The organism is Streptosporangium carneum, assembly GCF_027922005.1.
Classification (GTDB): domain Bacteria; phylum Actinomycetota; class Actinomycetes; order Streptosporangiales; family Streptosporangiaceae; genus Streptosporangium; species Streptosporangium carneum.
The window spans coordinates 45,379-63,684 of sequence record NZ_BSEV01000017.1; the positions used below are offsets into that span (position 1 = coordinate 45,379).

General features: G+C 73.4%; 20 protein-coding genes. 16 read left to right on the forward strand and 4 right to left on the reverse strand.

From position 1 onward, the window contains the following. Nucleotides 1–48: 48 nt before the first annotated feature. Nucleotides 49–387, reverse strand: a complete 339-nt coding sequence (locus tag PKF00_RS29155) for a cupin domain-containing protein (RefSeq protein ID WP_271220868.1) — start codon at nt 385–387, stop codon at nt 49–51. Between the two features lie 192 nt (nt 388–579). Between PKF00_RS29155 and PKF00_RS29160 the strand changes: the two genes are divergently transcribed. Next, nucleotides 580–921: a hypothetical protein gene (locus tag PKF00_RS29160; protein WP_271220869.1), complete on the forward strand. Its 342-nt coding sequence runs from the start codon at nt 580–582 to the stop codon at nt 919–921. A 132-nt stretch (nt 922–1,053) separates the two neighbouring features. Beyond that, the gene (locus PKF00_RS29165; RefSeq protein ID WP_271220870.1) at nt 1,054–1,422 is read left to right on the forward strand and encodes a peptidase inhibitor family I36 protein; all 369 of its coding nucleotides are present in this window, start codon (nt 1,054–1,056) and stop codon (nt 1,420–1,422) included. A 59-nt stretch (nt 1,423–1,481) separates the two neighbouring features. Here the strand turns inward: PKF00_RS29165 and PKF00_RS29170 are convergent, their stop codons facing one another. After that, nucleotides 1,482–2,483, reverse strand: coding sequence for a GlxA family transcriptional regulator (locus tag PKF00_RS29170; protein ID WP_271220871.1), 1,002 nt, complete (start codon nt 2,481–2,483; stop codon nt 1,482–1,484). A gap of 266 nt (nt 2,484–2,749) precedes the next feature. Between PKF00_RS29170 and PKF00_RS29175 the strand changes: the two genes are divergently transcribed. After that, nucleotides 2,750–3,172 (forward strand): DUF6010 family protein, encoded by a 423-nt coding sequence (locus PKF00_RS29175; protein ID WP_271220872.1) that lies wholly within the window; start codon nt 2,750–2,752, stop codon nt 3,170–3,172. A 174-nt stretch (nt 3,173–3,346) separates the two neighbouring features. On the opposite strand, the gene PKF00_RS29180 is transcribed toward PKF00_RS29175, so the two are convergent. Both PKF00_RS29180 and PKF00_RS29185 read right to left on the reverse strand, forming a co-directional pair. Further along, complete coding sequence (locus PKF00_RS29180) at nt 3,347–4,189, reverse strand: NAD(P)H-binding protein (RefSeq protein ID WP_271220873.1); 843 nt, start codon at nt 4,187–4,189, stop codon at nt 3,347–3,349. Nucleotides 4,190–4,447: 258 nt separating this feature from the next. Next, nucleotides 4,448–5,269 carry a class I SAM-dependent methyltransferase gene (locus PKF00_RS29185; protein ID WP_271220874.1) on the reverse strand — a complete coding sequence of 274 codons (822 nt, stop codon included), beginning with the start codon at nt 5,267–5,269 and terminating at the stop codon, nt 4,448–4,450. Nucleotides 5,270–5,364: 95 nt separating this feature from the next. On the opposite strand from PKF00_RS29185, the gene PKF00_RS29190 reads away from it, so the two are divergent. The 13 genes from PKF00_RS29190 (at nt 5,365) to PKF00_RS29250 (ending at nt 18,232) form a co-directional block, all read left to right on the forward strand. Then, on the forward strand, nt 5,365–5,967 hold the full coding sequence (locus PKF00_RS29190; protein ID WP_271220875.1) for a TetR/AcrR family transcriptional regulator: 603 nt from the start codon (nt 5,365–5,367) through the stop codon (nt 5,965–5,967). A gap of 30 nt (nt 5,968–5,997) precedes the next feature. Beyond that, a complete protein-coding gene (locus PKF00_RS29195) occupies nt 5,998–6,609 on the forward strand; it encodes a TetR/AcrR family transcriptional regulator (protein ID WP_271220876.1) in 612 nt (203 codons plus the stop codon). A 221-nt stretch (nt 6,610–6,830) separates the two neighbouring features. Beyond that, nucleotides 6,831–8,423, forward strand: coding sequence for a carboxylesterase/lipase family protein (locus PKF00_RS29200; protein ID WP_271220877.1), 1,593 nt, complete (start codon nt 6,831–6,833; stop codon nt 8,421–8,423). After that, nucleotides 8,420–9,616: a sensor histidine kinase gene (locus tag PKF00_RS29205; protein ID WP_271220878.1), complete on the forward strand. Its 1,197-nt coding sequence runs from the start codon at nt 8,420–8,422 to the stop codon at nt 9,614–9,616. Before PKF00_RS29200 ends, PKF00_RS29205 begins: the two co-directional genes overlap by 4 nt. Beyond that, the gene (locus PKF00_RS29210; RefSeq protein ID WP_271220879.1) at nt 9,613–10,287 is read left to right on the forward strand and encodes a response regulator transcription factor; all 675 of its coding nucleotides are present in this window, start codon (nt 9,613–9,615) and stop codon (nt 10,285–10,287) included. Before PKF00_RS29205 ends, PKF00_RS29210 begins: the two co-directional genes overlap by 4 nt. Nucleotides 10,288–10,492: 205 nt before the next feature. Next, a complete protein-coding gene (locus PKF00_RS29215) occupies nt 10,493–12,055 on the forward strand; it encodes an FAD-binding oxidoreductase (protein WP_271220880.1) in 1,563 nt (520 codons plus the stop codon). Between the two features lie 133 nt (nt 12,056–12,188). Beyond that, the gene (locus PKF00_RS29220; RefSeq protein WP_271220881.1) at nt 12,189–12,584 is read left to right on the forward strand and encodes a cupin domain-containing protein; all 396 of its coding nucleotides are present in this window, start codon (nt 12,189–12,191) and stop codon (nt 12,582–12,584) included. 164 nt (nt 12,585–12,748) lie between these two features. Beyond that, nucleotides 12,749–13,948 (forward strand): sensor histidine kinase, encoded by a 1,200-nt coding sequence (locus PKF00_RS29225; protein WP_271220882.1) that lies wholly within the window; start codon nt 12,749–12,751, stop codon nt 13,946–13,948. Next, nucleotides 13,945–14,598, forward strand: coding sequence for a response regulator (locus tag PKF00_RS29230; protein ID WP_271220883.1), 654 nt, complete (start codon nt 13,945–13,947; stop codon nt 14,596–14,598). The genes PKF00_RS29225 and PKF00_RS29230 overlap by 4 nt, the downstream gene beginning before the upstream one ends. 75 nt (nt 14,599–14,673) lie before the next feature. Next, nucleotides 14,674–16,116, forward strand: coding sequence for a DUF8832 domain-containing protein (locus tag PKF00_RS29235; protein WP_271220884.1), 1,443 nt, complete (start codon nt 14,674–14,676; stop codon nt 16,114–16,116). Then, nucleotides 16,113–16,535 (forward strand): FixH family protein, encoded by a 423-nt coding sequence (locus PKF00_RS29240; RefSeq protein WP_271220885.1) that lies wholly within the window; start codon nt 16,113–16,115, stop codon nt 16,533–16,535. The genes PKF00_RS29235 and PKF00_RS29240 overlap by 4 nt, the downstream gene beginning before the upstream one ends. A gap of 27 nt (nt 16,536–16,562) precedes the next feature. Beyond that, on the forward strand, nt 16,563–17,699 hold the full coding sequence (locus PKF00_RS29245) for a hypothetical protein (protein ID WP_271220886.1): 1,137 nt from the start codon (nt 16,563–16,565) through the stop codon (nt 17,697–17,699). Further along, nucleotides 17,696–18,232: a hypothetical protein gene (locus PKF00_RS29250; protein ID WP_271220887.1), complete on the forward strand. Its 537-nt coding sequence runs from the start codon at nt 17,696–17,698 to the stop codon at nt 18,230–18,232. Before PKF00_RS29245 ends, PKF00_RS29250 begins: the two co-directional genes overlap by 4 nt. Nucleotides 18,233–18,306: the final 74 nt, after the last annotated feature.

An 18,306-nucleotide genomic window follows, 5' to 3' on the forward strand; every position in this document is an offset into this window, starting at 1 on the left:
GGGTCGTCCCGGTCCCGCTCGTCAGCGGTCAGGGGTGCTGAGCGCGGGTCAGGCCCGGAGTCCGCGCGAGCCGTAGGCCGGGCCGAACACGACCAGCAGCGCCAGGTCCTCGGCGACGTCCACGAAGCGGTGCTCCTCGCCTGCCGGGACGAAGATCACCGCGCCGGGGCCGACCTCGGCCTCGCCGTCCGGTGTCACGATCCGGGCCCGGCCGGCGGTCACCACATAGATCTCGTCCTCGGTGTGGGGACTCTGGGTGTCGGCTCCGCCCGCCGGGATGCAGTACGTCCCAACGGACAGGTCGGGCCTCCTGAGGTGCTCAACCCAGTCGTTGGCGGTCCCGGCAACCGGCTGCGCCCACTCCCCTGCGCCCTTGATGATCCGCATGCTGGAGACCCTACCGTCAGGCCGCTCCCGGGTTCACCGCGCCCGTGCCCGTGAGCCGATGCCCGCACCGGACGGCCCGCCGCCGGAGGCTTTGTTCGGAGTTGTTTTTTCACTTCGCGCCGCCGAAGCCGAACAACGTTTCCCTGGTAGACACCGGCTAGAACCGAACGGCGATCCCCGACAAGGAGTGAGATGCGAACGCATCGAATCAGACACGCCGTCGCCACCGTGGCGATGGTGGGCCTCGCGACCTTGGCGACGTCGGCTCTGCCGGCGGCCGCGGCCGCAGCATCGAACACGTCTGAATGGCTGAAGAACTGCAGTTACGTCTGGTCCGCATGGGATCCCGACGAAGGGGCGGCCGCAGGCTACTCGTACTGCAAGACGCCGTACCAGGTCTACCAGCATCGAGTGGTCCTCGGATGCTATTACGGCGGATGGGCCTACGGCCCCTGGGTGAGGGCCTGGGAAACGTCGGACACCACCTGCGTGGACGGCAGCGGCGCCTCTTCGGGCGCTGTGGAAGTACGGTAACGGGTTCTGTTCGGGGGTGGCCGGAATACGGCGGAAGCTAACGCCTGCGGCCCTTTCTCCGCATTCCGGCCACCTTCTATGGGCCGACGACGCGGTCCTTTCCTGGAACGGAACGAGAATTCAAGGGGCATCATGAGAAAGTTCCGTATGTTTCGCAGACTGACCGTCAGTGGCACAGCGGCCATCGCCGCCGCCTCCGCGCTGCTGGCGACCAGCGGTCCGGTGAGTGCGGCGGCGCCGTGGGAGTGCGGATCCAGCTGGGGGTGTGTGTACGAGCACGCCGGCGGCGAGGGCGAGCGTTACGCGCTGCTCTACAACAACTGCGCCAACACGTACCTGCCGCCCGCCTGGTTGGACCGGGTCAGCTCGATCCGGACCTACAGCCGCGGCGTCTGGCTGGACAACGGCAAGGGCCAGTTCAAATGGTATGAGCCGTACAGCAAGTCCAACATCTCCTGGGACTACAACGACCGGGCCACCAATTACCGGGTGGACTGCTAGCGGTCCCCGCCGGCCGCTCGGCGGCCGGTGGGCAGTCGCTCCGGGGCGAGCCGGCGCGATCACTTCGGAGGCCCGGCACACGATCCCGCGTCGGCGTTCCCCGCCTCCGGGACCGAGCCGACTCGGCGGAACGTACGCCGGTACGCGTGGGGGCTGACGCCCGTGACGCGCTTGAAGCGGTCGCGAAAAGCGGTGGAGGAGGCGAAGCCGACCTGGGCGCCGACGCGTTCGACGGTGTGGTCGGTGGTTTCCAGCAGGTGCTGGGCTTGGCGGACGCGGGCGCGGTGCAGCCATTGAAGCGGGGTCGTGCCGGTCTGCTCGCGGAAGCGGCGCATCAGCGTGCGGGGGCTCAGGCCGGCCTGGGCGGCGATGTCGGCCACGGTCAGATCGCGGACCAGGGAGGCCTGCAGCCAGGTGAGCAGGGGCTCGAACGCGGACCCTCGGGTCACCGACGGCAACGGCTGGACGACGAACTGGGCCTGCCCGCCCTCCCTCTCCAGCGGCATGACCGACAGCCGGGCGGCGTCGGCCGCCACGGCTGAGCCGTAGTCACGGCGGATCAGGTGCAGGCACAGGTCCAGCCCGGCCGCGGCGCCCGCGGAGGTGAGGATCTGCCCGTTGTCGACGTAGAGCACGTCGGGGTCCACCTCGATGTCCGGGTATGCGGCGGCCAGCCGGTCGGCCGCGGCCCAGTGGGTGGTGGCACGCAGGCCGCCGAGCAGTCCGGCGGCGGCCAGAGGGAAGGCGCCCGAGCAGATGGAGGCGATACGGACGCCGCCGTCGGCGGCGGTCCTGAGGGCGTGGCGGACGGCCGGTGACAGCGGGGCCATCGGGGTCGCGGTGCCGGGGACGATGATCGTGCCGGCGTCCTCCAGCCCGTCCAGCCCCCAGGGGGCGCGCAGGGTGAACGCGCCCGCGTCCACCTCCGGACGCTCGGCGCAGACGCGCACCCGGTAGCCGGGACGGCCGTCGGGCGATCTCGTGCGGGTGAAGACCTCGATCGGGGTGGACAGATCGAAGGGGATCACCTGGTCGAGGGCGAGGACGGCGACGGTGTGCATGCCCGCAAGCTATCCGTCCGCACGTGTTCCGCCGCCGCCGTCGGCAGCCGGACCGCCGCCATGCGGGGGCTGCTCCTCAGCCGTTTGGCGGTATCCCGTTGACAGGTGTCGCGAATGCCACTGGGAGGCGGATCGGCGGTCCGGCTAGCGTCGGTGGCGATCTTCACCGTCGACGGGAGAGGGAACATGCATCCGTCCGTTCACCCTGGCAGCGGCCCGGGCCGTGTCCGCGTCGGCTCGTGGCGCACGGGGGCAATCAAATGATCATGAGCGTCGTCCCGCCGGTGCTGATCGGCCTGTCCTACGCCGTGGTGACGTCACTGATCCGCGAACCGCACCGGCGCCGTTTCAACGCCATCATGGTGGCCGGAGCGGGAGCCGCCTACCTCAGCGGCGGCGGCCTGGGCGGCTGGGAGTTCGTCTTCACCGCCGCCGTCACCTATTGCGCGTACCGCGGGCTGGAGTCGTGGACGTTCATCGGCGTCGGCTGGCTGCTGCACACCGCCTGGGACGTCCTGCACCATCTCAAGGGCAGTCCGATCATCCCTTTCGCCCACAACTCGTCCCTCGGGTGCGCCATTTGCGACCCGGTCATCGCCCTGTGGTGCCTGCGCGGCGGCCCCTCGCTCGTGGACCTCGCCCGTTCCCGGTGGAGACTGCTCAACCGGTTCCGGAGCGGCGCGGCCTGAGCCCGGCCGTGCCCACGGGTACGTCAGGAAGAGCACCGGCCCGCACAACCGGGACGACGTCGGCGAAGAAGCGCTCCAGGTGCCCGCGGGTCGTCGCGGCGTCGGTGAAGAGGAAGCCTTCGAAGCCGACGCCGAACAGGTCGTTGCCGAATCCGCGAGGCCCGTCACACGGGTTCAGCGGAAGGCGGCCGCGTTGCGTCGCGCCCAGGCGGCGTAGGTGCGGGGCGCCCGGCCGAGGACGTGCTCGACGTCAGGACTGAGGCGCTGTTCGGCGGGGCTGGGATCGCCGAGGATGGCGAGGGTGGTCTCGACCACCGGCTCGGGCATGAACCGCAGCATGTGCGCGCGGGCCTGCTCGCGGGTCTGCTCGACGAACCGGACGGGCTCGCCGAGGGCGTCGCCGATCGCCTCGGCCTGCCGCCTGGGCGTGACGAGGGCGGGGCCGGTCAGTTCGTAGACCCGCCCGGCGTGGCCGTCCTCGCGCAGCGCCGCCGCGGCGACCTCGGCGATGTCGGCCGGATCGACGACCGGCAGGCCGACGTCCCCGAACGGCGCGGCGACGGCACGCGCCGTTCGCACCGACTCGGCCCAGGCGTAGGTGTTGGAGTTGAAGCCGCCGGGCCGCAGGATCGTCCACTCCATGCCCGACTGCCGGGCCGCGTCCTCGACGGAGCGCATGAGGATCCCGTGAGAGGGCGACTCCGCCCGGGTCGCCACACCCTGGGAGGACAGCACCACCACCCGCTCGACGCCGCCGGCCCTGGCGACGTCGAGGATGTCCCGCGGGCTGAGCAGGTGCGCGTCGGCGCCGCTCTGCAGGAAAAGCGCCCGCGCGCCGTCGAGCACGGGCCGCAGGCTCTCCGCGTCGGCCAGGTCCGCCCGCCGGTGCCCGACCCCCCGCGGCACGTCCGCCGGCGAGATCCCCCTGGAGGTCGCCGTCACCTGCCCGCCGGTCGCCGCGAGCGTCCGCACCAGCGATCGGCCGACGTTGCCGGTCGCTCCGGTCACCACGATCATGTCGTCCCCTGAATATTAGTTAGTCAACTGACTTAATCGCACGATAGCACGGCCCGGGGCCGACGGACATCGGGACGAAGTTCCGCCATGCGGCTCGCCGGGCGCGTCCTGGCGCTGTTTTCCGCGCCGCCCCAGGGCGGCGCCCGCGAGCCGCGCGAAGAGCCCCGCACGGCCGTCCGCTTCACCGGCCACGACCGAGGGCGCGCCGATCGGGCCGCCGCGGCGCCCGATCGGCGCGCCCTCGCAGCGGTGGACGACTCAGGCCTTCAGCGACGCGGTGATCGCCATCGTGGTGTAGGCCATGGTGAAGCCGCCTCCGATCGCGTCGACGGCGGCCCCGACGCCCTCCAGCACCTCGGCCAGCCTGTCCGGCGGGAGCCGGGTGAGCGCACCGGTGGTGGGCAGCAGGTCGAGCCAGTCGTCGCGGCCGTAGTACCGCTCCCAGTCGAATCGCCACTGCTCCGGCTCGCCGAACCCGGCCGCCTCCCGGATCCCGTCGGCGAACGTCGCGAACATCTCCTGGTAGACGTCCTGGGCGGACCTCGGCGCTCCGGCGCCGAACGGCGAGCCGGGCGCCGCCTTCCGGAGCCCGTCGGCGAGGGCCTCCGCGACGGAGGGCGGCGGGTCGTACACGTGCGCGAACACCGCCAGCAGGCCGCCGGGACGCAGCACCCGCGCCGCCTTGGCCACGCCCGCGACGGGGTCCACCCAGTGCCAGGACTGCCCGGCGACGACCGCGTCGAAGGCGCGACCGGCGGCGTCCCAGTCCTCGAACCTCGCCACCTCGACCTCGACCCCGGTACGACGGGCGAACTCGGCCATCCGGACATCCGGCTCGACGCCCAGCACGTTGCACCCGGCCGCCAGGAACTGGCGGGCCTCTATGCCGGTACCGCAGCCGACGTCGACGATGTCGGGGCCGGGGCTGGCTGCGATGACCCGCCGTACCAGGGCGTCGGGATACTCGGGCCTGGCCCGGTCGTAGCGTTCGGCGTCGACCCCGAACGACTCCGCCGTCCGCCTGGCCTTGTGGGGCTCGTTCCGCGGAGGCCACGGTTGCTCCTGCGATATAGTGGGCATGCGCCCACCATAGTGGGCAGGTGCCCACTCTGCAATCGGGCAGCGGTTCGCGATGAGCGAAGGGCGGGCGAGGGCACGAGAAGGAGGAACGGGCGATGCCGACTGGAGTGGCCTTGCGGGACGTGCGGCAGCAGTTGTTCGAGGCCGCCGAGCGCGTCCTGCTCCGGGACGGGGCGAACGGCCTGACCAGCCGGGCGGTCACGGCGGAGGCGGGCGTCGCCAAGGGGGTCCTGCACCGGCACTTCGAGGACTTCGACGCCTTCCTCGCCGAGCTCGCGCAGGAGCGCGTCGCCCGGCTCGAGGGCCAGGCCGCCGCCCTTCGCGGCTCCGCCGGGACCGGCAGCGTCGACGGCAACCTGACCGAGGCGCTGATCGTCCTGTTCGACCCGGTCGCCGTGGCGATGGTTGGCCTCGTCATCTTCCGGGATGAGTTGCGTGCCCGGCTGCGGCAGTCCCGGCCGGCTCCCGGCATCCCGGTCCTGACGGACGCGGCGGCCATGATCGCCGCCTACCTGAACGAGGAGTGCGAGCTGGGCCGCATCGCGGCGGACGCCGACGTGGACGCGCTGGCGCTCTCCCTGATCGGGGCCGGGCACATGCTGTTCGCCGGCCGGGAGGGGGTCGCGCCGGAGCCCGAGGAAGTCGGCAAGGTCGTGAACGCCGTCATCGCCGATGTCGTGCAAAGACGACTGCTGTGAGCCGGCGACCGCGCACCTATAGTCAGTGAGGTGGCTGACTCAACAAGAGCGCGGGGTGCCGACAAGCGCCGGAGACTGACGGCCGCGGCGGCGAGGGTCCTGCACCAGCAGGGCGTGGAGCGCACCACCATCGCCGACGTCGCCGCCGCCGCCGACGTCCCCGTCGGGAACGTCTACTACTACTTCAAGACCAAGGACGAGCTGGTCCAGGCCGCCTTGGCCGAGCACGCCGGACACCTCGCCGAACTCACCGGCGGCCTCGACGCGCTCCCCGACCCCCTCCAGCGCCTCAAGGCGCTGGTCGAGGCCTGGGTCGGCCGGCGTGACACCGCGGCGCGCTACGGCTGCCCCACCGGCACCTTGGCCGCCGAACTCGACAAGCGCGCCGAAGGAGGCCTCGACCTGGAAGCGGGCAAGGTCATCCGGCTGCTCCTGGACTGGGTCGAACGTCAGTTCCGCGAACTGGGCCTGCCCGACCCCGACGACCTCGCGCTCACCTTCGTCGGCGCCTACCAGGGCATGTCACTGCTGGCCGCCGCCCTGCGCGACCCGGACGTCATGACCCGCCAAGGCGCCCGCCTGACCCGCTGGCTCGACTCCCTCGCCGACCACGACACCAGGGCGGCGCCCCCGGCGCCATGATCTCCCGCGCGTCCCCGAACGCCCGTCCGGCCCGATCGACGCGACCCGCCTTCGACCTTCCCCAAGGCCACCGCCGCCGAGATTTCGCGGCGCACCGGCTGAACCCCTTCGCAACCTTTGGCGCGCGGACCGCAACTCCCGGCCGTGTCGGCGAAGACGGTGCGACGCCTAGCGTGCTTGCCGTAGGCGGTGTCCGAGGATCGGAGAAAACGATGGTCGACATGCGCGTGGCACTCGCCTGCGCGGCCGTGACGGTCACGGCGGTGGCAGGGTGCGCCCAAGGGGCCGAGGAGGTCGCCGGCGCCGGCCGTACGGCACAGCCGCAGGTCAGACTGGACAGCGGCGTGATCGGCGGCGTGGACGACGGCGACGTGGTCAGGTTCCGCGGCGTCCCCTACGCCGCGCCACCCGTGGGACGGCTGCGCTGGCGTTCCCCCGAGCCTCCGGCCGCGTGGCGCGGAGTCAGGGCGGCCACCGTCTCCGGCCCCGTCTGCCCGCAGCCCGGCACGGACCCGGCGCGGGTCAGCGGACAGGAGGACTGCCTCACGCTCGACGTCACGATGCCGAAGAAGGCCGCGACCACTCCCCGGCCCGTCATGGTGTGGCTCCACGGAGGAGGCTTCACCGCGGGAACCGGCTCGGAGACCGACCCCCGGCGGCTGGCGGTCGAAGGCGACATGGTCGTCGTCACGGTCGAGTTCCGGCTGGGGGTGCTGGGCTACATGGCGCTGCCCGGCATGACCGACGCGGGCAGCTTCGGGCTGCAGGACCAGCAGGCCGCCCTGCGGTGGGTACGGCGCAACGCCGGGGCGTTCGGCGCGGACCCGCGAAACGTGACCCTGTTCGGCGAGTCCGGCGGCGGCGTCGCCGTCTGCGGCCACCTCACCTCACCCGCGGGCAGAGGCCTGTTCAGCAAGGCGATCATGCAGAGCGGCGCCTGCGGGACCGTCCTGCTGGCCAACTCGGCCGGACCTGGCTCCCCCCGCCTGCCGTTCTGGCGCCCGATGCGCGACAGCGTCGCCGCGACACGGGCCGGGGCGAAACAGCTCGGCTGCCCCGTCGACCAGGGCGACGCCAAAACCCTCGACTGCCTGCGCGCCCAGCCGCTCGCCAGGCTGCTGACGCTCACGGGGAGGTTCGCCGCGGCGGCCTACGGCGGCCGCACCCTGCCGCGCCGGCCGGCACGCGCCCTGGAGGAGGGGCGCTTCTCCAAGGTGCCGGTGCTGTCCGGCCACACCGCCGACGAGGCGCTGATGTTCGCCGACGTGTTCGCGCTGGCGGGTAAGCCGATCACCGACGCCGACCTGCCCGGCCTCCTGGCCCAGGGGTTCGGCGACAAGGCCGACGAGATCGCCGGGCGCTACCCTCGCGAGGACCATCCGAGCGCGGCCCAGGCGTGGGCCGCCGCCTACACCGACGCCGTCTTCGCCTGCCCGCACGCCGAGGCCGACGACGCGCTGGCCCGCCGCACCCCGGTGTACGCCTACGTGTTCGCGGACAGGACCGCGCCGCCGTACCTGCCGACGCCGCCCGGCTTCCCCGCGGGCGCCCCGCACGCCTCCGAACTGGCCTACCTGTTCGAGGTGAAGGACAAGCCGATCGACCTGGACGGCGAGCACGTGCCGCTGACCCCCGCCCAGCGGGCCGTGGCCGACGACATGGTGGCGGCCTGGACGACCTTCGCGCGCACGGGCGCCCCCGGCGGGAAGGGGTGGCCGCGCTGGGAGCGGGGCCGCCGCCTGGCGCACGTGATCACCGAGAAGGCCGGCAGCACCGCCGTGACCGGCCCGCCGAGGTGCGGCGGAGAACGATGACGGCCACCCCGCCCCACCGCGTCTCGGCCAGGGTGACGGTGACCCTCCTGGTCGTGGCCGCGGCCGTGTTCGCCGCTCTCGACCTCGCGCTGTACCGGGCCGGGCAGCGCACCTCGGGAGCGTACGGCCCGGCGGCGGGGCTGGCCGCGGCCCTGCTCGTCGACCTCTGCCTGCCGTTCGCGCACCGCTTCCCCCGGGCGGTCGCCGCGGTGACGATCGCGGTCTCGGCCGCCGTCGCCCTCGCCAGAGCCGTGGCGCCCGGCCTTCTCAGCCCGCAGGGCCCGCCGCTGCCCGGCGCCGTGCCGATGTGCACGCCGGTCGTCGTGTGGTTCCTCGCCCACCGGCTGAGCCGCCGCGACGCGCTCGCCGGCACGGCCGCGCTCGCCGTGCTGGCCGCCCATCCGTGGACGCCCGGCTGGCAGGCGGTCGGCTCCGGCCTGTCGGCCACCGTGCTCCCCGCGGTGCTCGGCCTCTACGTACGGGCCAGGGCCGACCTGGTCGCCTCGCTGCGCGAGCGGGCCGAGACCGCCGAGCGCGAGCGCCACCTGCTGGCCGAGCACGCCAAGGCCGCCGAGCGCGAACGGCTGGCCGCCGAGATGCACGACGTCGTCACCCACCACGTCACCGAGATCGTCCTCGCCGCCGGGGCGCTGAAGATCTCGGCGCCGGACACCGCCGTGCGGTCCGCCGCCGAGCAGATCCGTGAGGCGGGCGCCAGGACCCTCACCGAACTGCGTGACCTCATCGGCGTCCTGAGCCGGGGCGACCAGGCTCCCCCGCGCCAGACGGCGGAACCCGCCGACCTGGCCGACGCCGTGCGATCCACGGGCGAGCCGGTCGCGCTCCACGTCAGCGGGGACCCCGCCGGGATCTCACCCGCGGTCGCGCGCGCCGCGCGCCGCGTGCTGCAGGAGTCGCTCACCAACGCCAGGAAGCACGCCCCGGGGGCACGGGTCGAGGTGGACATAGGGTACGGCCGTGACAGCGTGTCCGTCGCCGTGCGCAACGACCGGCCTGCGCGGCCCGCCGACCCCTCCCTGGCCGCCAGCGGTTCCGGCCTCGGACTCGACGGGCTGCGCCGCCGGGTCACCCTCCTCGGCGGCTCCTTCACCGCCGGCCCGCACCCCGGCGGCGGTTTCGCGGTGTCGGCGACCCTGCCCGCGGCCGTGCCCACAGAACGGGACTCCGAATGATCAAGGTGCTGGTGGCCGACGACGACCCGATGGTCCGCCGTCATCTGCGCACGATCCTCACGGCCGACGACCGGGTCCAGGTGGTCGCCGAGGCCGAGGACGGCGCGGAGGCCGTGGAGGCCGTCGTGCGGACCGCACCCGACGTCGTCCTCATGGATCTGCGGATGCCCGGCGTCGACGGGATCACCGCCACCGCCGAGATCGCCCGGATGGCCGACCCGCCGGTGGTCGTCGCGCTGACCACGTTCGACTCCGACGCCCACGTGCTGCGGGCGCTGCAGGCGGGCGCGGGCGGCTTCCTGGTCAAGTCGACGTCGCCGGAGGACCTGGTCAGGCTCATCGAGGTGGCGGCGGGCGGCCACACGGTGCTGTCCCCCGTGGCGGCCCGGCGGCTGGTCACGCGCTCGGCCGAGACCGCGAGCCGCCGCCAAGCCGTACGGGCCAGGGTGGAGGCCCTGAGCGACCGCGAGCGTGACGTGCTGCGCTGCCTCGGCGAGGGCCTGACCAACGGCGAGATCGCCGGCAGCCTGTTTTTGTCGGAGGCCACCGTCAAGAGCTACATCTCCCGCCTGCTGACCAGGCTCGACCTGGCCAACCGCACCCAGGCCGGCCTCCTGGCCCACGAGGCGGGCCTGACGGGGGAACCGGGACCGGGAGACGGCCGCCCGTGACGCCGCCGCCGGCGGCCGGCTGGCCGGCCACATTTGGCTACTTTCGGAATCCGACCGGCGACGGCGAGTAGCATTGATTCGGGTCGGAGCCCCGCCAGGCCTTCCCCGCGGCGTGCGCCCACGGCGGGTGCCGCCCCTCACCCTCGGCGGCGCGGCCCCGGCCGTGGCCGGCCGCCCGCACCCCGACGCGGAGGATGTGACAGCTGTGAGGCCAGACCGGCGATCCGGCATCAAGATCGGGCCCGACGACCCCCGTTACGAGCCGCTCTGCCGGGGCTTCAACCCCAGATGGCGCGCCGAGCCCGACCACATCCGGCTGCCCAGGACCGCCGAAGAGGTCAAGAACGCCCTGCAGGAGGCCCTCCACGAGCCGTCGACGCCGCAGAGGTCACGCATCACGGTGCGATCCGGCGGCCACTGCTACGAGGACTTCGTGTGCTCCGCGGACGTGCGGGTCATCATCGACCTGTCGCTCATGGACGGCGTCCAGATCGACGAGGCCACCGACACCGTCTGCGTCGAGGCGGGCGTCACCAACGGGCACCTCTACAAGAAGCTGTGCCTTCCGACCGGCAGGGCGCTGCCCGGCGGCTCGTGCCCCTCGGTCGGGATCGGCGGGCACGTGGTGGCCGGAGGGTTCGGGCCGCTGTCGCGCCAGCACGGCCTCACCGTCGACTACCTGCACGCCGTCGAGGTCGCCGTCGTGACGGAGAACGGCGAGGTCGAGCTGGTCACCGCCACCGCCGACGACACCGACACCGACCTTGCGGACCTGTGGTGGGCGCACACCGGGGGCGGTGGCGGCAACTTCGGCGTCATCACCCGGCTGTGGTTCCGTGGCCTGCCCCCGGCCCCCAGGAGCGTCTTTCTGGCCACCGGCGGCTGGGAGTGGAAGCACATCGACGAGGGCCGCTTCCGACGGATCGTGGAGAACTTCGGCGCCTTCTTCGAGCAGCACCAGGGCGGTGCGGACGACGAGTACGCCGACCTGTTCGGGATCCTGCTGCTGAGCCACGCCAGCCGCACCGAGATCGGCCTGATCGCCCAGATCGACTCCGGGGTCCGCGACGCCCGCAGGCTGATCACCGACTTCCAGCACGAGATCAACTCGGGCGTGAAGCGGGCCCTGGGCCCGCTGACCGAGGCCCACGGGGAGTTCGCCGGCCTGGCCGTGCTGGGCGACCTCTTCACCGGCTCACGCCGGCCCGCCGCCGTGCCCTGGACGGTGGTCGAGAAGGTCACCGGCGCGCCGCACAACGACCGGTGCGGCAAGCACAAGTCGGCCTACATGCGCACCCGGCTGCCCGAGGACCAGGCGGGCGCCCTGTGGCAGGCTCTGACCGCGGACAGAGAGGTCTCCCGCGACGCGGTGGTGCAGATCGACTCCTACGGCTCCGCGATCAACCGGCGACGGCCCGGCGACACCGCGACGGCGCAACGCGACTCCGTCCTGAAACTCCAGCACCAGGCCTACTGGCCGGTCGGGCAGAGCGGCGACGACCAGCTGCGGTGGATCCGCACGCTGTACCGGGACATGTACCCGCACGGCGTGCCCTCGCGCGGCGAGCACACCGACGGCTGCTACATCGGCTACCCGGACGTCGACCTCGGCGACCCGGAGTGGAACACCTCCGGCATCCCCTGGCCGACCCTGTACTACGGCGTCAACTACCCCCGGCTGCGGCGGGCCAAGGGGCGTTGGGACCCGAACAACGTCTTCCGGCACGCGCAGTCCATCGAACCGCCGGACGGCGCCGGCCCGCCCTGACCGGTCCGCTGCTCCTTCGGGAAGGCGAAGAGGACACAGGCCGGAAACCGGCTGACGCCCCTGCGAGGATCCACGCGATATGTGCGATTCCCGGCACTCGCGCGGACCGGCCGCCGGCCGCGACGATGGACCGATGACCAGCGAACCCATCGACCTGACCGCCGCGCTGAGCTCCTTCGAGGCCCTCTGGAGCCCGCGGATCGTCACCCGTGTCAACGACTACGACGTCCGCATCGCCAAGGTGGCGGGCGAGCACGTCTGGCACGCCCACGACGACACCGACGAGTTCTTCCTCGTCCTGGACGGCGAGCTGAACATCGCCCTGCGCGGGGCGGAGGCCGGGGAGCGGGTCGTGACCCTGCCCGCGGGGGCGGTGTTCGTGGTGCCGCGCGGCGTCGAGCACAAGCCCTCCTCACCGGCCGGGGCCTCGATCCTGATGTTCGAACCGACCGGCACCATGTCCGTCGGCGACAGGCACGACCCCGTGCCCGGCCACGTCGACGCCACCACAGGCCACGAGCTGAACTGACGGAAAGGGCCTCCGCGGCGTCGAGAGCCGCATGTCCGCCGGCCCGCGAGACGAGCCCCTCCCAGAAGCCCTCCCCCCGGAGCCCCCCGGGGGAAGCCGGCCGTGACGTCGCCGCCGACGGCGTGCGATCCTGACCACCGGCGAAACGAGGATCGGGGGCTTGGATGATCGACAGCGCCGGGCGGCTGGCGGGGGGCTCCGGGCCGCAGTCCAGGCGTCGCCGGGCCCTGACCTGGCAGTCGATGGGGGTCGTGCTGATCTGTGTGCTGGCCGACGTGGGCATGTTCGTGCTGACCAGGCCGGTGAGCGGCCCCGGGTACGCGATCGTGCTGGCCGGCACGGTCGCCGCCGACCTGCTGCTGGCCGCGCCCGTGAGGTGGACGCGGGAGATCGCGATCGTGCACGCCGCGGTGGCCGCGATCACGCCGATGCTGCTGCCGTCCGGCCCCGAACCGGCCCAGGCGAACAACGCGGGCCTGATCGTGGCGGCGTTCCTGGCGGGGGCGTGGCTGCGGTCCTGGCCCGCGGTCGAGGCCCTGGGGGCCCTGGTGATCGGGCTGATGGTCAACCAGATGGTCACCGCGGTGGGGGCCTGGCCGGAGCGTGCCGTGGTGACGCTCACCAGTTGCATGCTGCCGTGGCTGGTCGGGCGCGTCACGATGGCCCGCCGCGCGTACGTCGCCGATCTCGAACGGCACGCCGACCACCTGCGCCGCGACCGGCAGGCGGCCGTACGGCGGGCCGTGGCGCGCGAGCGCGGCACGATCGCCAGGGACCTGCACGACGTGATCTCCCACCACGTCAGCACGATCGGCATCCACGCGGGCGCCGCCCGGCGGGAGCTGGCCGGCCGGGACGAGGCGGCCACGCGATCGCTGGCGGCCGTCGAGTCGGCCAGCCGGTCGGCGATGCTCGACCTGCGCAGGCTGCTGGACGTGCTGCACGGCGAAACGCCCGCCTCCGGCGACCGGCAGCCCGGCATCGCCTCCGTGGACGAGCTGCTCGACGGCGTCCGGTCGGCGGGGATCCCCGTACGGCTGGCGACGGACGGCCGGGGCGGGGAGCTGCCGGGTTCGGTGGACGTGGCCGTGTACCGGACCCTGCAGGAGGCGCTCACCAACGCCGTACGGCACGGCGACGGGACGGGAGTGGATGTGGAGCTGCGCTATCGGCCGCAGGAGTTCACCGTGACCGTGACCAACGGGACCCCGGCCCGCGTGGAGCGCCCGGACGAGGGGCGCGCCCGCCGCGGCCTGGCCGGGGTCAGGCAGCGGGTGATCCTGCTCGGCGGCACGGTCCGCTACGGCCAGGCCGACGGACGGTCATGGCGGCTGGAGGCGGGCTTCCCGCTGGAGGAAACATGACGATCCGGGTGCTGTTGGCCGACGACCACTCGATGTTCCGCGCCGGGATGCGGGCCGTCCTGGCGACCGAGCCCGGCCTGGAGTGCGTGGCCGACGTGGGCGACGGCAGGGCCGCGGTCAGCGAGATCCACCGGCTGCGCCCGGAGGTGGCGGTCCTCGACGTGCGGATGCCGAGGCTCGACGGGCTCGCCGCGACCGAGGCGATCATGGCGGCCCCGGGCAACGTCACCCGGGTGCTGGTGCTGACGACGTACGACTCCGACGCCTACGTCTACCAGGCGATCCGCGCGGGGGCGAGCGGGTTCCTGCTGAAGAGCCTCCCGCCGGAGGAGATGGTCACGGCGATCCGGGTGGCGGCCCGCGGCGACGCGCTGATCGACCCGTCGGTGACGCGGCGGCTCATCGAGAGGTTCGCCTCCCATCTGGAGCCGCCGGAGCCCGCCCCGGGGCTCGACCGGCTCACCGCCCGCGAGCGCGAGGTGCTGCTGCTGATCGCCGATGCCCGCAGCAACGCCGAGATCGCGGACCTGCTCCGCGTCGGCGACGAGACGGTGAAGACGCACGTGTCGCGGGTGCTGGCCAAGCTCGGCCTGCGCGACCGGGTGCACGCCGTCGCCTACGCGCACCGCCACGGCCTCGTCGAACGCTGATCCCCCGTACGGGGGATCAGAGGTCCCCCGTACCCGTGACGATTCGCCTCCGCGCGCTGCATAGCGTCTGCCGCGATGAACATCAAAGCCCTTCTCAGCGCGCTGATCGTCCTGCTCGCCGTGCCGGTGGTCTTCCCGTCCGCCGCGCACGCCGACGGCGGGCCGGTCGGCGCGGACATCCTGGTCGCGCAGACGCTCGGCAGCCGGGAGATCACCGTCGTGATCAGGCGCGTGGCGGAGGTTCCGGGGCCGGTGCGGGTCGAGGTCGTCACGCACCGCGGCTCGCCGCCCGGCACGCTGGACCTGAGCCTGTCGCCCTCCGGCACGGGCACGGTGACCAGCGGCGCGCGGCTGGCGCTCGGCGCCGATCCCGGCCTGTACGGCAGCACGCTGGCCGTGGACAGGCCGGGCCCGTGGGAGATCGCGGTCGGCGACGGCGAGCGGACCGCCCGGATCCCGTTCGTGGTCCCGGCCCGGGTGTTCTCCGCGTGGGAGCGGGCCTCCTACGGCGGGTTCGCGGCGGCGGGGGTCTGCCTGCTCGGCGCGCTGACGCTCGCCGTGCGGTCGCGCCGCGCCTGGCCGTCGCTGGTGTCGTTCGCGGGCATGATCGCCGCTCTGGCCGTGGCGGTCACCGCGGCCCTGCTGTCGGCCGCCGTCCCGCCGCCCGCGCCGCCGGGCACCCGGCTCGACCCGACCGTCGAGAACGTGTCCAACCCCTTCGAGAGCGCGACCTTTCCCAAGGCGGACTACTCGCGCCCGCCGGTCAACGTCGCCGTCCACGCGCCGGACGCCGTCGCGAAACGGCCCGCCGAGCTGCGCCTGTCGCTGACCGACACCTCCACGGGCCTGCCCGCCGACGACTTCCTGGTCCACCACGACGCGCTCATGCACCTGATCGTCGTCGGCCCGTCCGGCGAGCTGTGGCACCTGCACCCTATCCGCGTCGCCCCCGGCGACTACCGGGTCTCGTTCGTCCCGCCGCAGGGCGGCGCCTACGCGGTGTCGGCCGAGGTGGCACGGCGCGGCGGCGGCGTCCAGCTCGCCCGCTCCCCCGTCCCCGTCCAGGTCGCCGGCCTCCCCGCCGCGACCGCCGCGGGCGAGCCCGCCGGCCTCGGGTCCCGCGTGGTGGACGGCGTCCCGGTACGGCTGGCCGCGACCTCGTCCGGCTCCGCCACCACGATCACGGCCAGGATCGGCGACCGCGCCGAACTCCAGCCGTGGCTGGGCATGATCGGCCACCTGATCGTCATCGGCCCCTTCGACGGTTCCCGCGAGGTCGGCCTGGCCTCGATGAGGGCGCCGACCTGGGCCCACGCGCACGCCATGCCGCTCATGAGCAACGCCGCGCAGAGCCCGCCCGACGAGACCGTCGCGGCGTTCGGGCCCGACCTCGATTTCACCCACACCTTCACCGCCCCCGGCCGCTACCGGCTCTGGCTCCAGGCCGAACGCGACTACACGCTGCTGACGATCCCGTTCACGCTGGACGTCCCGGCCAAGGAGAACGAGCGACGATGACGACCCGCACCTCACGGCTGATCATCGTGTCCTCAGGCGTGATGCTGATCGTGGCCGGCCTGATCCTGCTGATGCGGCCGTTCACGCCCGTCGGCGCGGCGACGTTCGACGCGGCCGGCGCGCGGCACGCCGTACACCTCACGATGACCCCCGCCAGGGCGGCGACCCCCGGTTCCTGGCTCATCCGGGTCAACGGCTCGGACGGCCGTCCCGCGCACGCGAAGGCCGTCCGCGTCGAGCCGGTGATGCCGCAGATGGGGCACGCGATCGCGCCGCTGACCGCGACCGAGTCGGGCACGGGAAGGTTCCCGCTGGCCGGCGTCGTGCTGCCGATGCCCGGACAGTGGCAGATCACCGTCACGATCGACCCCGCCGGAGCCGCGGACCGGGTCGTCATCCCCGTGTTGATCACCGGCTGAGGCCGGAACCCACCAGGAAGGAAAGTCATGGATGTCTCCGTAAGAGCGGCACGGCCCGTCACGCGCGTGACGGGCGGGAAGGCTCTCACCAAGGGCCTGCCCGCCGCCGCCGGCGTGCTCGCGGGCGCCGCGATCTCGCTGACCGGCCTGGCCTTCGACGCGCAGTGGCACAGCGACGTCGGGCCGGACACGTTTTTCACGCTGCCGCACCTGGTCCTGTACTCGGGCACCGCGATCAGCGGGCTGATCAGCCTGTTCGTGGTCCTGGCGACGACCTTCGCCGCGCGCGGCGGCCAGATCGCCGACCCGGCCGTGGGCGGCAGGCCCGTCGGAGTGCTCGGCCGGCGGTTCACCGCGCCGCTCGGCTACCTGACCACCGGGCTGGGCGCCGCGGCCTTCCTGCTGTACGGCCTGTGGGATCTGTGGTGGCACAGCCTCTACGGGTTCGACGCGGTTCTGGAGTCGCCGCCGCACATCGGGCTGCTGCTGTCGATCAGCGTGTCGATGATGGGCGCCCTCATGGTCTGCGCGGCCGCGGGACGGCGGCGGTGGGCAGTGATCGGGCAGTTCGTCGGCGGGGCGCTGCTGGTGGCGTTCAACGCGGTGATCACGCTCGGCCTCGCGCCGCTGAACGGCCTCGTCAACGCGGTCAGCGTGGGCGTGGCGTTCCTCGCGTCGCTGGTCCTGCTCACGGTCGCCTCCTCCACCGGCCGCGCCGGGGCGGTGCTGTCGACCAGCGTGGTGATGACCGTGCTGCAGCTGGCGCTGTGGTTCTTCGCACCCTGGGCGGCGCGCGTCTACGCGGGCTCGATCGGACTGCCCATGCGCGACAACCTGTACGGCGCGCCGACTCTTCCCGGGCTCATGCCGATGGGCATCGTGGTGACCGGCCTGGCGGTGGAGGGCCTGCTGCTGCTCGCCCGGCGGCACGCCTGGCCGGCGAGCCGGGCCGCCGCCGGAGCCGGCGGCCTGGGAGCCGTGCTGGTCGTCCTGCTGATCCCGGTGCAGGAGGCCGTCACCGGCGGCGCGGCGACGCCCGGCGCGGCGCAGCTCGCGGTGACGGGCGCGGTCGCGGCCGTGGTGGGCGGACTCGGCGGCGCCCTCGGGCACCGGCTCGGCCTGCTGCTGGCGAACATCTCCCGGGGCTCGGAGGTGACGCGATGACCCGCGTGCGAACGGCCGTGGCGGCGCTGGCCGCCGCCCTCGTGCTGACCCTCCCGGCCGCGGCGCCCGCCTCGGCCGACCAGTACCAGCCGGTGGAGACCGTCCACACCGAACGCGTCCGGGTCGGGCCGTACGACCTGACCGTCGGTTTCAGCACCTGGCCGCTGCACGCCATGCGCTCGCTCGACTTCACCTTCGTCCCCGACGGCGGTATCACCGGCAAGAGCGGTACCCTCACGCTGGTCGGACCGCCCGGCGCCAGGAACGAGTCATCCCGCCTGTCCCGTCACCCACGCAAACGCGACGTCTGGGGCCTGGACATCCAGGCTCTGAACACCGAGGGCCCGTGGACCCTGCGTTTCGAGCTCGACGGCGCGTCCGGACGCGGCGTCGGCGAGCTGCGCGGCCTGACGGTCCTCGAACAGCCGGGCCCGCCCCTGCTGCTGAGCTGGGCGATCAGCGTCCTGCCCCTGATCGGGGTCGTCGTCTTCCTCGGCGTCGCCCTCCACCGGACCCGCCTGTCGCCTGCGTAGCCGCAGGCGCCTCCGGCGGAACCGTCCGCCCTCACGCGGCAGCCACCCGGTCTCGCCCGAACCCGGCCTCGCGC

Excerpts from the sequence above, each read along its gene's own strand:
- PKF00_RS29155 (WP_271220868.1), bottom strand. The coding sequence starts at position 387 with ATGCGGATCATCAAGGGCGCAGGGGAGTGGGCGCAGCCGGTTGCCGGG.
- PKF00_RS29160 (WP_271220869.1), top strand. The coding sequence starts at position 580 with ATGCGAACGCATCGAATCAGACACGCCGTCGCCACCGTGGCGATGGTG.
- PKF00_RS29165 (WP_271220870.1), top strand. The coding sequence starts at position 1,054 with ATGAGAAAGTTCCGTATGTTTCGCAGACTGACCGTCAGTGGCACAGCG.
- PKF00_RS29170 (WP_271220871.1), bottom strand. The coding sequence starts at position 2,483 with ATGCACACCGTCGCCGTCCTCGCCCTCGACCAGGTGATCCCCTTCGAT.
- PKF00_RS29175 (WP_271220872.1), top strand. The coding sequence starts at position 2,750 with ATGAGCGTCGTCCCGCCGGTGCTGATCGGCCTGTCCTACGCCGTGGTG.
- PKF00_RS29180 (WP_271220873.1), bottom strand. The coding sequence starts at position 4,189 with ATGATCGTGGTGACCGGAGCGACCGGCAACGTCGGCCGATCGCTGGTG.
- PKF00_RS29185 (WP_271220874.1), bottom strand. The coding sequence starts at position 5,269 with ATGCCCACTATATCGCAGGAGCAACCGTGGCCTCCGCGGAACGAGCCC.
- PKF00_RS29190 (WP_271220875.1), top strand. The coding sequence starts at position 5,365 with ATGCCGACTGGAGTGGCCTTGCGGGACGTGCGGCAGCAGTTGTTCGAG.
- PKF00_RS29200 (WP_271220877.1), top strand. The coding sequence starts at position 6,831 with ATGCGCGTGGCACTCGCCTGCGCGGCCGTGACGGTCACGGCGGTGGCA.
- PKF00_RS29205 (WP_271220878.1), top strand. The coding sequence starts at position 8,420 with ATGACGGCCACCCCGCCCCACCGCGTCTCGGCCAGGGTGACGGTGACC.
- PKF00_RS29210 (WP_271220879.1), top strand. The coding sequence starts at position 9,613 with ATGATCAAGGTGCTGGTGGCCGACGACGACCCGATGGTCCGCCGTCAT.
- PKF00_RS29220 (WP_271220881.1), top strand. The coding sequence starts at position 12,189 with ATGACCAGCGAACCCATCGACCTGACCGCCGCGCTGAGCTCCTTCGAG.
- PKF00_RS29225 (WP_271220882.1), top strand. The coding sequence starts at position 12,749 with ATGATCGACAGCGCCGGGCGGCTGGCGGGGGGCTCCGGGCCGCAGTCC.
- PKF00_RS29230 (WP_271220883.1), top strand. The coding sequence starts at position 13,945 with ATGACGATCCGGGTGCTGTTGGCCGACGACCACTCGATGTTCCGCGCC.
- PKF00_RS29235 (WP_271220884.1), top strand. The coding sequence starts at position 14,674 with ATGAACATCAAAGCCCTTCTCAGCGCGCTGATCGTCCTGCTCGCCGTG.
- PKF00_RS29240 (WP_271220885.1), top strand. The coding sequence starts at position 16,113 with ATGACGACCCGCACCTCACGGCTGATCATCGTGTCCTCAGGCGTGATG.
- PKF00_RS29245 (WP_271220886.1), top strand. The coding sequence starts at position 16,563 with ATGGATGTCTCCGTAAGAGCGGCACGGCCCGTCACGCGCGTGACGGGC.
- PKF00_RS29250 (WP_271220887.1), top strand. The coding sequence starts at position 17,696 with ATGACCCGCGTGCGAACGGCCGTGGCGGCGCTGGCCGCCGCCCTCGTG.